Raw genomic sequence first — 13,400 nt, 5'->3', positions numbered from 1 at the left:
CGGTTCAGTCCCGTGCGCCGCCCTCGCCCTCCTCGTGCTGCGCGGCCCGGTGCGTCGGCAGCGGGCCGGTCAGCGGCTGGGCGGGCACGGCGGGGCCGTTCGGCGCCGGGCGCTCGCGGCGCGTCCGCCGGGCCGGATGGAGCCGCGTCCACACCAGCACCGCCAGCGCCGCCACCGCGAGGAAGGGCAGCGCCGCGCCGAGGACCACCACGATCCAGCGCAGCATCGTCACGAAGACGTCCCAGCCGCCCGCCAGCGCGTCCAGGAAGCCGGGGTCGTCGTCGTCCTCGTCCTTCACGACCGGCTTCACCGGTGCCTCGGAGAGGGAGAGCGTGATGGTGGCCAGGCTGGTGCGGTCCTTCAGCGCCGCCTGCCGGGCCAGCAGCGACTCCAGCTCCGCCTGGCGGCTGCTCAGCTCCCCCTCCAGCTCCACCACGTCGCTCAGCCGGGTGGCCCGGTCCATCAGCTCCCGCACCCGGGCCACACTGGCCCGCTGCGACTTCACCCGGCTCTCCACGTCCACGACCTGGTCGCCGACGTCCTCCGCCTTGGCGTTGCGCTCGAGCAGCCTCCCGGCGCCCTCCAGGTCGGCGAGGACCGCCTCGTAGCGCTCCACGGGCACCCGCAGCGTGACCTGGGTCTCCTCGCGGCCCTCCTCGTCCCGGGCGGTGTCCTCGTCGCCGACGTAGCCGCCGGCGTTCTCCGTCGCCGTGCGGGCGGCGGCGAGCGCCTTGGCGGTGTCCTTGACCTGCACGGACAGCGAGACGGTGCGGATGATGTGGCTCGGCGTCAGCTTCGGCGGCGCGGACGCCTGCGCCTTGCCGCCGGCGGCCCCGTCGCTCCCGGCCGCGCCGCTCCCGTCGTCCGAACGGGCCCCGGGCTTGCCGTCGGACCGCGCGGCGGCCTTGTCGCCCGAGCCGCCGGAGTCGGAGCTGTCCGCCGCGCTGCACCCGGTCAGCGCGAGGGCCGCGGCGAGCAGCAGCCCGGCCGCGGCGTGGACGGATCGTACGGAACGTGCTGTGCGCATGGCGCACACCCCCCGAGGATCATGGGACGGCCGGCCTGTCCCCGCCGTCGTTCCTCAGACGTGCGAAGCGGCCCGCACGCCGACGCGGAACGGTCCCGAAGTGGTCACGGTCCGGACTCGCCGGACCGGCCCGGGAAGCCGCCGTCCCGGTCTGAGACGCTGGGGACATGAGCGCAGACCAGACACCGACCCGGGGCCACGTCGTCGTCATCGGGGCCGGTGTCGCCGGGCTCGCCGCAGCGCACCGGCTGCTGGAGCGGGGCGCCCGCGTGACGGTGCTCGAGGCGTCCGGGCGGGTCGGCGGGAAGCTGCTGCCCGGCGAGGTCGCCGGCGTCCGCGTCGACCTGGGCGCCGAGTCGATGCTGGCCCGCCGCCCCGAGGCGGTCGGCCTGGCCCGCGAGGTCGGCCTCGCCGAGCGCCTCCAGGCGCCGGCCACCGCCACCGCCGCCCTGTGGACCCGCGGCGCCCTGCGCCCCATGCCCAAGGGCCACGTCATGGGCGTCCCCGGCACCGCCGCCGCGCTGGCCGGCGTGCTGTCCGAGGAGGGCCTCGCCCGCATCGCCCAGGACGCCGAACTGCCGCGCACCGAGGTCGGCGACGACGTGGCGGTGGGGGAGTACGTGGCCGCCCGCCTCGGCCGCGAGGTCGTCGACCGCCTGGTGGAGCCGCTGCTCGGCGGGGTCTACGCCGGCGACGCCTACCGCATCTCCCTGCGCTCGGCCGTCCCCCAGCTCTTCGCGGCGGCCCGCAGGCACACCTCGCTCACCGAGGCCGTCCGCGCGATCCAGGCCCGCACCGCCGCCGCCCCCGACGCCGGCCCGGTCTTCGCCGGCCTGGCCGGCGGCGTCGGCACGCTGCCCCTCGCCGTCGCCGAGTCGGTCCGGGCGCGCGGCGGCGAGATCGTCACCCACGCGCGCGTGACGGAGCTGCGCCGCACCGCCCCGCACGGCTGGCGGATCGCCGCCGCCGGGCGCGAACTGCGCGCCGACGCGGTCGTCGTCGCGGCCCCCGCGCCGGCCGCCGCCGCGCTGCTCGCCGCCGAGGCGCCCGCCGCCGCGGCCGACCTGGCCGGCGTGGAGTACGCCTCCATGGCCCTGGTCACCCTCGCCTACCGCCGCGCCGAGACGGCCGCGCTCCCCGAGGGCAGCGGCTTCCTGGTGCCCCCGGTCGACGGGCGCACCATCAAGGCGTCCACCTTCGCCTCCCGCAAGTGGCGGTGGATCGCCGACCAGGACCCGGACCTGATGGTGCTGCGCACCTCGGTCGGCCGGCACGGCGAGACGGAGATCCTCGGTCGCGACGACGACGACCTGGTGGCCGTCTCCCGCCACGACCTCGAACAGGCCACCGGCCTCACCGCCACCCCCGTCGCCACCCGCGTCACCCGCTGGGACGACGGCCTGCCGCAGTACCCCGTCGGCCACCACGCGCGCGTGGCCCGCGTCCGCGACCAGGTCGCCAAGCTGCCCGGCCTGGCCGTGTGCGGGGCGGCCTACGACGGCGTCGGCATCCCGGCGAGCATCGCGAGCGCGTACGCGGCCGTCGACCGGATCCTGGGCGACGCGGCGGCCGAGCGGGACCTCGCCGCCCACCCGGTGCAGAGCCCGCACGGCGGGGCGGGAGAATAGGGCCATGAGTGACGCCGCCGCCACCCCCGCCGCCGACCGGATCCCCAACAAGGGCAAGCTGGCCAAGGACCTCAACGAGGTCATCCGCTACACCCTGTGGTCCGTCTTCCAGCTGAAGGACGCGCTGCCCGAGGACCGCGCCGGCTGGGCCGACGAGGTCCAGCAGCTGTTCGACCAACTCGCCGCCAAGGACGTCGTCGTCCGCGGCACCTACGACGTCTCCGGGCTGCGCGCCGACGCCGACGTGATGATCTGGTGGCACGCCGAGACCGCCGACCAGCTCCAGGAGGCGTACAACCTCTTCCGCCGCACCCGCCTCGGCCGCGCGCTCGCCCCGGTGTGGTCGAACATGGCGCTGCACCGCCCCGCCGAGTTCAACCGCTCGCACATCCCGGCCTTCCTCGCCGACGAGACGCCCCGGGACTACGTCAGCGTCTACCCCTTCGTGCGCTCCTACGACTGGTACCTGCTGCCCGACGAGGACCGCCGCCGCATGCTCGCCGACCACGGCAAGATGGCCCGCGGCTACCCGGACGTGCGGGCCAACACGGTCGCCTCCTTCTCGCTGGGCGACTACGAGTGGCTCCTCGCCTTCGAGTCCGACGAGCTGTACCGGATCGTCGACCTCATGCGCCACCTGCGCGCCTCCGAGGCCCGGATGCACGTCCGCGAGGAGGTGCCGTTCTACACCGGCCGCCGCAAGGACGTCGCCGACCTGGTGGCCGGCCTCGCCTGACACCCCCTGAACGGGACGCCGGGGCGCTCAGTGCCCCGGCGCCGCCGGCTCCTCCAGGTACCGCTCGCGGTGCGCGAAGGCCGCCCGCAGGTCGGGCTCGCCGACGGCGTGCACGCCGAGCAGGGCCACCGCGGTCAGCTGGGCCGGGTCGTCCGCCGGCGCGCCGGGCCGCCGGGTGAGGGCGGTGAGGAGCCGCTGCCCGGCGGGGGAGGCCCAGCGCGAGTACGGGTGGACCTCCATCCGCGCGATGAGCAGGCTGCCCAGCGTCAGCGCCAGGGGCAGCGCGAACCACAGGGCGACCAGCCGGTCCGGCAGGTCGCTGGGCACAGGCAGCGCCAGCGCGAGGGCGGCCAGCGCGCACACGGCCAGCGCGGCGAGGCGCACCCGCCGCACCCCCGCCGCGATGCTGCCTGCTCCGTCCTGCACCGCCAGGCCCGCGCCCACCAGCCGGTCGGCGAGCCCGCGCACCGCCTCCGTGCCGGCCGCCGCCGCCCGCACCGGCGCTATCCGGGACTGCCCGCCCGGGCCTATCGCCCCGATGACCGACCGCTCCATCTCGTCCCGCCCGCGCGGATCGACCACGGTCGCCCAGCCGGTGTGCGCGAGCAGCAGCCGGCGCTGGCGGGCCATGGAGACGAGGGTCAGGTCGGCGACCCGCCGAGGGCCGCCGGACAGGAACGCGGCCTCGTACAGGGTCAGCGCGCGGTCGTCACCGGCGGCTTCCGGCGCGGTGGCCGCCGCGCGGACGGCGGCCAGGCACAGCCGCAGGCACGCGGAGCCGGCGACGGCCCAGGCCGGCAGGAGGAAGAGGGCCCAGAACATGCCGTACTTGTATGCCAGATGCACACGTCGGCGCCATGGGCTTTCCACATTCCGGGACGTGGGACACCAGGTGGGACGCCTGTGCCGCCGTCAGCGGCGCAGCAGCACCCGCCGGGTGGCGCGGGCCAGCCGGACCCCCGGCCGGCGCGAGTACGGCACCGACCCCGACCGCTCCCGCCACCACTCCCGCACCTCCTGCCGCGCCCCGGCGTCCACCACCCGCCCGGCGTCGAGGAGCCAGGCGGCGAAGTCGAGGGCGTCGCGGCGGTAACCGCCGGTCAGCGGGCGGTCCTTGGCGTACGCGACGAACGCCGGCCGGTAGCCGGTGCCGAGGATCTCCGGCAGTTCGGGGGCGACCTTGGCGACCACGTCGGCGCGCTTCCCGGCGAGCGCCCGGGCCTGCACGGCGAGCCGCGTCCGGTCGAACCCCTCGGGCACGGGGGTGTCGGCCACCAGGGCGGACAGCAGCGCGGCCTGGGCGAGCCCGAGGCGCTGACGTACGGCGTCGTCGACCGGTGCCACGTCCGGGCGGGCGGCCACGGCCACGGTGGGAGCCGGTGCGGACCGGTGCCCGGCGGCGGCGCGGCCCTTGGCCACCGCCGTGCGGATCGCCCCCAGCTCGCCCGCCAGCTCCTCCGGCGCGGGGAAGTTCTCGTCGCGCTCCAGGAGCACGCCCGGCGGCTCCGCCAGCGAGGCCAGGTCGGTCAGGATGCCCAGGACCGGCTCCGGCACCGGGTGGGCGTGGCTGTCGTGCCAGACGCCGTCCCGCTCGAAGCCGCCCGCGACATGGACGTACGCCAGCGCCTCCAGCGGCAGGTCGCGCAGCGCCTCGGCGGGGTCCTCGCCGCGGTTGACCCGGTTGGTGTGGAGGTTCGCCACGTCGATGAGCAGCCGGACGCCGGTGCGGTCGGCCAGCTCGTAGAGGAACTGGCCCTCGGTCAGCTCCTCGCCGGGCCAGGCGAGCAGGGCGGCGATGTTCTCCACGGCGAGCGGCACCGGCAGGGCGTCCTGGGCGATCCGCACGTTGGCGCAGAGCACGTCCAGGGCGTCGCGGGTGCGCGGCACCGGCAGCAGGTGGCCGGCCTCCAGGGCGGGGGAGGCGGTGAGCGCGCCGCCGGCCCGCACGAACGCGATGTGCTCGGTGACCAGGGGCGACCCCAGCGCCTCGGCCCGCTCCGCCAGCGCCGCCAGCCGGCCCGGGTCGGGGCGCTCGGCGTCGCCGAGGCCGAGCGAGACGCCGTGCGGGACGACGGTGACGCCCCGCTCGCGCAGCCGCAGCAGGGAGTCGGGCAGATGGCCGGGGCACAGGTTCTCGGCCACGGCCTCGACCCAGTCGACGCCGGGCATCCGCTCCACGGCGTCGGCGATCTCCGGGCGCCATCCGATGCCGGTTCCCAGTCGCTCCATGCGCTTCCTCCCCCGTCCGTCTGCGGGGGATATGGCCCGGGCGGCCGGCGCCGAACCCTGCTGCCGGATGTTCAGAGCAAGACTTGAGCTTCCCGCCCGGCCCCTTATCGCAGCGCCGGATGGTCGGCGACCACCGTGCACGAGCCCGGGGCGATCTCCGTGAAGCCGGCGTCGCGCACCACCGGGAGGCCGCTCGCGGTGAGGCCGTCCCAGCGGGCCGGGTCCGCCTCCCGCACCGCAAGCGGGTAGCCGGCCGCGCGCCAGGCGGCCCGCTGCGGCTCCGTCAGCTCCCACCAGGCGAGCTGGGCACCGTGCCCGGCCTGCGCCATCGCCTTGCCGGCCGACATGCCGAGGTCCGGGTTCATCCACAGCACCGGCGCCGCGAGATCGGGGGCGGCCGGGGGCTCCGGGTCGTCGAGGTCGGTGCCGGAGACCTGGAGGCGGGCCAGGTCCTTGGGCCAGCCGTCCAGCGGGACCGGCGGAAAGACCCGCACCTCGGCGGAGCCGGTGGTCACCGTGATGCCGGGCAGCGCCTCCGCGCGCCGCCACTCCGCGCCGCGCGCCCGGCGCACCACCTTGCGGATCCGGGCGTCCTGCCAGTCCCGCATCGCCCGCGCCCACTCGCCGTCGCCGCTGGACCGCTCGTCGCCGAGGATCACCAGCACCGCCCGCGCCGCCGCCTCCAGGGCGTCGGTACGGGCGGGCGGCTCGGCGCGTTCGATGCGGACGACGAGCGGCAGGACGAACTGCGGCGCGAGGTCGCGGTCACCGGGCTCGGGGCGGAAGGGGCTGTCGCTGACGGGCGCCTGCTCATAAGTCACGCCCCCAGTCTGCCAAGCCCGGGGCCTTGCTCCGTCGCTCAGCCCGAGCAGGCCGTCCGTTGCGCCTCTTGCCACTCGCAGACCGGGCAGAGGGTGATGCCCCGGTGCGCTTCGGGATACTCGGTGGGCTCCTGGCACAGCACGCACTCCGCGTACACCGGCCCGCCGGCCTCCCGCTCGTCCCCGGTCGTCACTTCCGCGCTCATCCCGCCACCTTAGGACGCCCGCCCCGTGCTCGCCCCGATCAGCTCCGACACCTTCACGAACCGGTACCCCTGCTCGCGCAGCGCCGGCACGATCGTGCGGACCGCCTGCTCGGTCACCGGGGCCGCGCTGCGGGTGCAGTGCATGACGACCACGGAGCCTGACCGCACGCCCTCCAGGACCTGCCGGGCCACCGCGTCCGCGTCGGTGGCGAAGGCGTCGCCGCTCACCACGTCCCACTGCACGGCCGTCACGCCGGTCGCGGCGAGGGCCTTCAGGGAGTTCTGGTCGTGGCAGCCGCCGGGGAAGCGGAAGTACGGCATCGGGTTCGGCACGCCCGCCTTGCGGAAGGCGGTGTAGGCGCGCTCCAGGTCCGGGCGCATCTCCTCGGGCGCCACGGTGGGCAGGCCGTAGCAGTCGGGGGTGTAGGAGTAGTGGCTGTAGGAGTGGTTGGCGATCTCGAACTGCGGGTCCCGGCCGATCGCGCGGGCCTGGTCCGGGTACTCCTCGGCCCAGCGGCCGGTCATGAACACCGTGGCCGGCACCTTCAGCCGCCGCAGCGTCGCGATGAGCTGCGGGTTGTCGAACTGCTCGCCCGCCGCGGCGCGCGGCCCCTGGTCGGCGGTCATGTCGGCGTCGAAGGTGAGGGCGACCGTCTTCGCCCCGGCGCGCGGCCCGTGCTCGAAGACCGGCGTGAGACCGGCCGGTCCCGGCGCGAGGGTGGGCGGCCGGGAGGGCGCGGTGGCCGAGGCGGACGGGGCGGCGGAGGGCGCGGACGCGCCGGGGTGCGGGGCGTGCGGGGCGGTGGCGGTGCCGCAGGCGGCGAGGGCGGCGCCCAAGGCGCTGAGGACGGCGGCACGGCGTACGAGAGTGATCACCGTACGAACGTAGGAGTGTGGTCGTCGGGTTGTACGACTATCTCGGGCGACGTGCCCGAGAGGTCACCCTCCCGGGCCAGCGCCGGCCGGCGCGGCGGCACGCAGCGCCGCCTCGACCCGGCGGTCGCCGGTCATGGACGCCGTGACCGCCGTCATCGCCAGTAGCAGGACGCCGGCGGCGCAGAGCGGGGTGCGGACGCCGTAGGCGCCGGCCAGCCAGCCGCCGGCGAAGGCCCCGACGGGGGCGGCGCACATGGCGAGCATGCGGGAGGTGGCGGCGACCCGGCCCATGAGGTGGGCCGGGACGATCGCCTGCCGCAGGGAGGGCCCGAGCACCATCGTGGCGCCCATGCCGGCCCCGCAGACGGCGAGCGCGAGACCGGCCAGGTACGGGTCCGGGGCGGCGGCCAGGCCGAGGATGGCGAGCCCCTCTACGGCGGCCGTGCAGGTCAGCGCGGTGCCGGTGCCGAGCCGGCGGCCGAGGCGGGAGGCGACGGCCGCGCCGAGCAGGCCGCCGGTGGCCTCCGCCGTGAGGAGCAGGCCGAAGCCGTAGGTGTCGATGCCGAGGCGGTCGTGCGCGAAGAGGGCGAGGACCGTCTCCACGGCGAGGAAGGCGATGTTCCCGACCGCCGGGCGGAGCGCCAGCCCGAGCAGCAGCCGGTCCCCAAAGACGTACGACGCCCCGGCCCGCGCCTGCCGCAGCAGCGGCTCGCTGGCCTCCGGCGCGGGCCGGGGCGCGGCGGGCAGCGCGCGGACGAGCAGCGCGGAGAGCAGGAACGACACCGCGTCGGCGAGCAGCGGGAACGCCCGCCCGAGCGCCAGCAGCGCACTGCCCGCGGGCGGTCCCGCGAAGCCGGACATGGCCGTCTGGGCCCCGCGCAGCCGGGAGTTGGCGCGGGTCAGGAGCGCGGGGTCGCGGCGCAGCAGGTCCGGCAGGTAGGCCGTGGCGGCCGTGTCGAAGAAGAGCCCGCCGAGGCCGAGCAGGAAGGCGACGGCCGCCAGCAGGGGGATGCTCAGCACGCCGAGCACCGTCGCCGCCGCCGGTATCGCCAGCAGCGCCGCGCGCGCCGCGTCCGTGACCCACATCGTGCGCCGGCGGTCCCAGCGGTCCACCAGCGCGCCGCCGAGCACCCCGAAGAGCAGCCACGGCAGCGTCCCGGCGGCCGAGACGACGGCGAGCGCCATCGGATCCCGCGTCAGCGTGAGCGCGAGCAGCGGCAGCGCGGCGTGCGACACCCCGTCACCGAGGGAGGACACCGTCTGCGCGGTCCACAGCCGTCCGAACCCGGCCGGGAGCTTTCCGTCCGCCTGCTTCACTCGGTCTCCCCGTCCGCCGGTCCGAGCGGCGCCGGGCGGAACAGCGCGAAGGCCAGCGACACGTCCGGGAGCGCCGGGTCGGACAGCTCCCGGTACTCGTCCGCCAGCGCCTGCAGCCGCGCCCCCAGCTCCTCGAACTGCTCCTCGGTGAGCCGCAGATGCGCCATCCGCACGTGCCGCCCGCCGTCCGGGGGCGACGCCTCCAGGTCCGCCACCGCGTGCCGCATCAGCACGTCGGGACCTCCCTCGCCCGGGTCCGGCAGCACGATCGCCCGCGCGGCCATCGCGTAGTACCGCTCGGTGACCCCCCGCACTTTCCGGGTCCGCACCACCTTCACCAGGCCGGCCCGCTCCAGGAGCCGCACGTGGTAGCTGGAGCTTCCCTTCGCGAGGCCCACCCGCTCGGCGATCTGCGTGATCGTCGCCGGCTCGAAGCGGAGTACGGCCATGATCCGGTGCCGGGTGAGGCTGGAGACGGCGCGCAGTTGCTCGTCGGTGGTGACGTGGAACGTCTCGGGGAGGTCTTCGGTGGGCATGCGAGCAATGGTCAACGTTTCTTGACCATTGCGCAAGGGGGTATGCACGTCCTCGTGTGCGTGGCTTCTGCGTGCGGGTGGCTTCGGGCCCGGGGGCGGTCAGATGTCCCGCCGCTCCAGCGGCTTCGTCGCCGGGCCCTCGATCACCTTGCCGTCGATGCCGAAGCGGGAGCCGTGGCAGGGGCACTCCCAGGCGCGTTCGGCGGCGTTGAAGCCGACCAGGCAGCCCAGGTGGGTGCAGCGCGGCGACACCGCGTGCAGGGCGCCGGCCTCGTCGCGGTAGACGGCGAGCTTGTCGCCGCCGGCCCGGACCACGGCGCCCTCGCCGGGCGGCAGCGCGTCCACCGGCGGCACCGGGCGCAGCCGGTCGCCGACGAAGTGCTTGGCCACCTCCGCCTGCGTCTTCAGCAGCGCCGGCGCCTCACGCACCGCCGTGCGCAGCCGGCGCGGGTCGTACAGCCCGCTCCAGGCGCACTCCTCGCCGGTGATCTGCCGGGACAGCAGCCGGCCCGCCATGATGCCGCCGCTCAGCCCCCAGCCGCCGAACCCGGTGGCGACCCAGGTGTGCCGGGCGCCCTGGTGCAGCGGGCCCACCATGGGCACGGTGTCGGTGGGGTCGATGTCCTGCGTGGCCCAGGACCAGGTCAGGTCGGCGCCGGGGAAGTGCCGGGCGGCCCAGTCGGAGAGCCGGCCGAAGCGCTCCCTGGTGTCGCCGGTGCCGGGGGTGAAGTGCTCGCCGGTGACGACGAGGACCCGGCGCGCCGGGTCGTTTAGGGGCGCGGTGCGCACCGAGCGGGTGTTCTCGTCCGGGGTGATGTACATGCCCTCGACGTCCCGGTCCGCCGCGATCTCGCCGGCCACCACCAGTTCCCGGCGCGGGGAGAGGCGCGCGAACAGCAGTGCCCGGTCGAAGACCGGGTAGTGGGTGGCGACCACGACGTCGGCGGCGGTGACGGTCGCCCCGGTGCCGATCGACACCCGGCACGGCGACCCCTCCTCGAGACCGTGCACCACGGTGTCCTCGAAGATCCGCCCGCCGTGCGCCTCCAGGTCCGCGGCGAGGGCCAGCAGGTACTTGCGCGGGTGGAACTGCGCCTGCCCGCTCACCCGCACCGCGCCGGCCACCGGGAACGGCAGTCCCGTCTCGGTGGTGAAGGCGGCCGGCAACCCGGCCTCCGCCGCCGCCTCGGCCTCGGCCCGCACCTCGTCCACCCGGTCCTCGCCGAGGACGTAGGTGTAGGCGCTACGGGTCTCCCAGTCGCAGTCGAGGCCCAGCTCGTCCACGATCCCGGCGGCGCGCTCGATCGCCTCGGTCTGCGAGCGGGCGTACAGGCGGGCCGCCTCGGCGCCCCGGGTGCGGCGCAGCCGGTCGTAGACCAGCGTGTGCAGGGCGGTCAGCTTGGCGCTGGTGTGCCCGGTGACGCCGGCCGCGACCCGCCCGGCCTCCAGGACGGCCACCGTGCGCCCGGCCCGGGCCAGCTCCCACGCCGCGCTCAGCCCGGCGATGCCGGCGCCGATCACGGCCACGTCGACGCGGAGGTCCTCGTCGAGTGCGGGGCGGGGCGCGCCGCCCGGCGCGGTGTGCAGCCAGTACGAGCCGCTGACGTGCGGGTTCTCGGTCATGGCGCGCCGGGTACCCCGCGGCGGCCTCGGTGACCCTCCGCCGCGGGGCGCACCGCGCTACCGGTCCCAGGGGCCGGTCACGGCGAAGGTCGTGCCCGGGGTGTAGCAGTTGACGTACATCGTGCCGCCGTCGGGGGCGAAGGTGACGCCGGCGAACTCGCCCCACTCGGGGTCGTCGGGAGTGCCGATGTTCTGCCGCCCGCGCGCCATCGCGTAGACCTCGCCGCGCCGGGTGAGGCCGAAGACGTGCTGGGCGCCGTTGCCGTCCTCGCAGACCATCAGGCCGCCGCTGGGGGCCAGGCAGATGTTGTCCGGGGACTCGCCGGGCAGCTGCACGTCGGTGTCCGGGCCGAAGACGATCACCAGGGTGAGCCGGCGCCGCTCGGGGTCGTAGCGCCAGATCTGGCCGTAGTGGTCGGCGGCCGAGCCGTCCGCGCTGCGGGCGAAGGACGACACGAAGTACACGCTGCTCCCGCCCCAGTAGCAGCCCTCCAGCTTCTGCGCGTGGGTGATGCCGCCGCGCCCGAAGTCCTGGAAGCGGATGGGCGTCGCGGCGGCCAGCGGGTCGGGCACGTCCACCCACTCGATGCCCTCGAAGACGGCGCCGGTCTCCTGGATGGTGGAGAGGTCGGGTACGCCGGGCACGCGCATCGCCTGGAGCCGGCCGCCCGCGCGCAGCGAGCCGGTGCCGCCGAGCGGCTTCTTCGGCAGGAAGCGGTAGAAGAGGCCGAAGGGGCGCTCGAAGGCGTCCTCCGTCTCGTAGACGATCCCGCGCCGCGGGTCGACGGCGATCGCCTCGTGCTGGAAGCGGCCCATCGCGGTGAGCGGCACCGCGCCGCTGCGGTGCGGGTCCTCGGGATCGACCTCGAAGATGAAGCCGTGGTCCTTGGTGTAGCCGTTGGTGCCGGCCCGGTCCTCGGTCTCCTCGCAGGTCAGCCAGGTGTGCCAGGGGGTGGGCCCGCCCGCGCAGTTGACGGCGGTGCCGGCGATGGCGACCCGTTCGGCGAGGACGTGGTTGCGCGCGTCGAGGGTCAGCGCCGTACAGCCGCCCTTGCCGGCCGGGTCGTAGGTGAGCCCGGCGGCCGTCGGGACCGGGATCGCGGCGTCGGCGCGGTTCTCGTGGTTGCGGACCAGGCGGACCCGGGCGCGGCCGTCCCGGGAGCGCGCGGCGAAGGCCGACATGCCGTCGCAGTGGGAGGGGACGCGGCCCTCGCCGGAGCGCAGGGCGTCGCCCTCGCGGGACAGCACGCGGTAGCGGAAGCCCCGGGGCAGGTCGAGCAGGCCGTCGGGGTCGGGGACCAGGGGGCCGTAGCCGGCCCGGCCGAGGGGCTGGGCTGCGGCGGTGCCGGCGAAGAGTTCGGAGAGGGCGCCGGTGAAGGCGATGCCCGCCCCGACGGCGCCCGTGCGGGCGAGCAGTTGGCGGCGGGTCGCGGACGGGCCCGAGGGGGCGTCGGACACGGACATGGGGTGACCTTCCTGCTGGCGGACAGGACAGTGACCCCGCCGTGTCTATCACCTCCCTGTGGGCCCGGGAACCACGCGTGCGACACGTGTCACCCCGTGTCACCGCACGGGCGACGGACTCAGTGCTCCGCCGGCCGCTCCTGCGCCGCCCGTTCCAGGAACCGCAGCAGCTCCACCGGGAAGGGCAGCACCAGCGTCGAGTTCTTCTCGGCGGCCACCGCGACGATCGTCTGGAGCAGCCGCAGCTGGAGCGCGGCGGGCTGCTCGGACATCTGCTGGGCCGCCTCGGCGAGCTTCCTGGACGCCTGCAGCTCGGCGTCGGCGTTGATGATCCGGGCCCGGCGCTCCCGGTCGGCCTCGGCCTGGCGGGCCATCGAGCGCTTCATGGTGTCCGGCAGGGAGACGTCCTTGATCTCCACCCGGTCGATCTGCACGCCCCAGCCGACGGCCGGACTGTCGATCATCAGCTCCAGGCCCTGGTTGAGCTTCTCCCGGTCCGAGAGCAGGTCGTCCAGGTCGCTCTTGCCGATGATCGAGCGCAGCGAGGTCTGCGCCATCTGGGAGACCGCGAACCGGTAGTCCTCGACGCGGACCAGCGCGTGGGCGGCGTCGATGACCCGGAAGTAGACCACGGCGTCGACCCGCACGGTCACGTTGTCCCGGGTGATGCCCTCCTGGGCGGGCACCGGCAGCGTGACGATCTGCATGTTCACCTTGTGCAGCCGGTCCACGAAGGGCACCACCATCGTGAAGCCCGGTGCCCGTACGTCGCCCGCCAGCCGGCCGAGCCGGAAGACGACCCCGCGCTCGTACTGCTTGACGACCCGCGCGGCCGTGGCGGCGTAGAGCGCCCCGACACCTCCGGCGGCGACCACGGCGGTCAGCAGCTCCTGGAGCATGGCGACCCTCCTCACCCAAAGGGTTCGATGTCACGATA

The 13,400-nt window shown here is 75.7% G+C and carries 13 protein-coding genes; 2 read left to right on the top strand and 11 right to left on the bottom strand.

The features are described 5' to 3' along the window. Positions 1 to 4: 4 nt before the first annotated feature. Positions 5 to 1,027, bottom strand: coding sequence for a DUF4349 domain-containing protein (locus tag ACGFZL_RS12210; protein WP_393690830.1), 1,023 nt, complete (start codon positions 1,025 to 1,027; stop codon positions 5 to 7). Positions 1,028 to 1,194: 167 nt separating this feature from the next. Here ACGFZL_RS12210 and hemG point away from each other — a divergent pair, with 167 nt between their 5' ends. Together hemG and hemQ are read left to right on the top strand one after the other, a co-directional pair. Further along, complete coding sequence (hemG, locus tag ACGFZL_RS12205; protein WP_393690828.1) at positions 1,195 to 2,655, top strand: protoporphyrinogen oxidase; 1,461 nt, start codon at positions 1,195 to 1,197, stop codon at positions 2,653 to 2,655. A 4-nt stretch (positions 2,656 to 2,659) separates the two neighbouring features. Further along, the gene (gene hemQ, locus ACGFZL_RS12200; RefSeq protein WP_355170780.1) at positions 2,660 to 3,391 is read left to right on the top strand and encodes a hydrogen peroxide-dependent heme synthase; all 732 of its coding nucleotides are present in this window, start codon (positions 2,660 to 2,662) and stop codon (positions 3,389 to 3,391) included. A 27-nt stretch (positions 3,392 to 3,418) separates the two neighbouring features. On the opposite strand, the gene ACGFZL_RS12195 is transcribed toward hemQ, so the two are convergent. From ACGFZL_RS12195 to ACGFZL_RS12150, 10 genes are all read right to left on the bottom strand, one after another. Beyond that, the gene (locus tag ACGFZL_RS12195) at positions 3,419 to 4,213 is read right to left on the bottom strand and encodes a TIGR04222 domain-containing membrane protein (protein ID WP_393691227.1); all 795 of its coding nucleotides are present in this window, start codon (positions 4,211 to 4,213) and stop codon (positions 3,419 to 3,421) included. 90 nt (positions 4,214 to 4,303) lie between these two features. Further along, entirely contained in the window at positions 4,304 to 5,620 is a 1,317-nt protein-coding gene (locus ACGFZL_RS12190; RefSeq protein ID WP_393690825.1) for a DUF692 domain-containing protein, read from the bottom strand. Positions 5,621 to 5,724: 104 nt separating this feature from the next. After that, positions 5,725 to 6,441 carry an aminoacyl-tRNA hydrolase gene (locus ACGFZL_RS12185; RefSeq protein ID WP_393690823.1) on the bottom strand — a complete coding sequence of 239 codons (717 nt, stop codon included), beginning with the start codon at positions 6,439 to 6,441 and terminating at the stop codon, positions 5,725 to 5,727. A gap of 38 nt (positions 6,442 to 6,479) precedes the next feature. Next, positions 6,480 to 6,647: a hypothetical protein gene (locus ACGFZL_RS12180; RefSeq protein ID WP_393690821.1), complete on the bottom strand. Its 168-nt coding sequence runs from the start codon at positions 6,645 to 6,647 to the stop codon at positions 6,480 to 6,482. Between the two features lie 9 nt (positions 6,648 to 6,656). Further along, entirely contained in the window at positions 6,657 to 7,523 is an 867-nt protein-coding gene (locus tag ACGFZL_RS12175; RefSeq protein ID WP_393690819.1) for a polysaccharide deacetylase family protein, read from the bottom strand. A 63-nt stretch (positions 7,524 to 7,586) separates the two neighbouring features. Then, positions 7,587 to 8,840, bottom strand: coding sequence for an MFS transporter (locus tag ACGFZL_RS12170; RefSeq protein ID WP_393690817.1), 1,254 nt, complete (start codon positions 8,838 to 8,840; stop codon positions 7,587 to 7,589). Continuing rightward, positions 8,837 to 9,376, bottom strand: a complete 540-nt coding sequence (locus ACGFZL_RS12165; RefSeq protein WP_393690815.1) for an ArsR/SmtB family transcription factor — start codon at positions 9,374 to 9,376, stop codon at positions 8,837 to 8,839. Before ACGFZL_RS12165 ends, ACGFZL_RS12170 begins: the two co-directional genes overlap by 4 nt. A gap of 99 nt (positions 9,377 to 9,475) precedes the next feature. Continuing rightward, the gene (locus tag ACGFZL_RS12160; RefSeq protein ID WP_393690813.1) at positions 9,476 to 10,999 is read right to left on the bottom strand and encodes an FAD-dependent oxidoreductase; all 1,524 of its coding nucleotides are present in this window, start codon (positions 10,997 to 10,999) and stop codon (positions 9,476 to 9,478) included. 57 nt (positions 11,000 to 11,056) lie between these two features. Next, complete coding sequence (locus tag ACGFZL_RS12155; RefSeq protein WP_393690811.1) at positions 11,057 to 12,463, bottom strand: PhoX family protein; 1,407 nt, start codon at positions 12,461 to 12,463, stop codon at positions 11,057 to 11,059. Positions 12,464 to 12,582: 119 nt separating this feature from the next. Continuing rightward, complete coding sequence (locus tag ACGFZL_RS12150; RefSeq protein ID WP_393690809.1) at positions 12,583 to 13,362, bottom strand: slipin family protein; 780 nt, start codon at positions 13,360 to 13,362, stop codon at positions 12,583 to 12,585. Positions 13,363 to 13,400: the final 38 nt, after the last annotated feature.

Source organism: Streptomyces sp. NPDC048182 (genome assembly GCF_043202555.1).
GTDB lineage: Bacteria > Actinomycetota > Actinomycetes > Streptomycetales > Streptomycetaceae > Streptomyces.
This window is presented reverse-complemented; position numbering and strand designations above follow the sequence as displayed.

Coding starts and splice junctions, on each gene's coding strand:
- ACGFZL_RS12160 (WP_393690813.1), bottom strand. CDS start 10,999: ATGACCGAGAACCCGCACGTCAGCGGCTCGTACTGGCTGCACACCGCG.
- ACGFZL_RS12150 (WP_393690809.1), bottom strand. CDS start 13,362: ATGCTCCAGGAGCTGCTGACCGCCGTGGTCGCCGCCGGAGGTGTCGGG.
- ACGFZL_RS12210 (WP_393690830.1), bottom strand. CDS start 1,027: ATGCGCACAGCACGTTCCGTACGATCCGTCCACGCCGCGGCCGGGCTG.
- hemG (WP_393690828.1), top strand. CDS start 1,195: ATGAGCGCAGACCAGACACCGACCCGGGGCCACGTCGTCGTCATCGGG.
- ACGFZL_RS12195 (WP_393691227.1), bottom strand. CDS start 4,213: ATGTTCTGGGCCCTCTTCCTCCTGCCGGCCTGGGCCGTCGCCGGCTCC.
- ACGFZL_RS12165 (WP_393690815.1), bottom strand. CDS start 9,376: ATGCCCACCGAAGACCTCCCCGAGACGTTCCACGTCACCACCGACGAG.
- hemQ (WP_355170780.1), top strand. CDS start 2,660: ATGAGTGACGCCGCCGCCACCCCCGCCGCCGACCGGATCCCCAACAAG.
- ACGFZL_RS12190 (WP_393690825.1), bottom strand. CDS start 5,620: ATGGAGCGACTGGGAACCGGCATCGGATGGCGCCCGGAGATCGCCGAC.
- ACGFZL_RS12180 (WP_393690821.1), bottom strand. CDS start 6,647: ATGAGCGCGGAAGTGACGACCGGGGACGAGCGGGAGGCCGGCGGGCCG.
- ACGFZL_RS12155 (WP_393690811.1), bottom strand. CDS start 12,463: ATGTCCGTGTCCGACGCCCCCTCGGGCCCGTCCGCGACCCGCCGCCAA.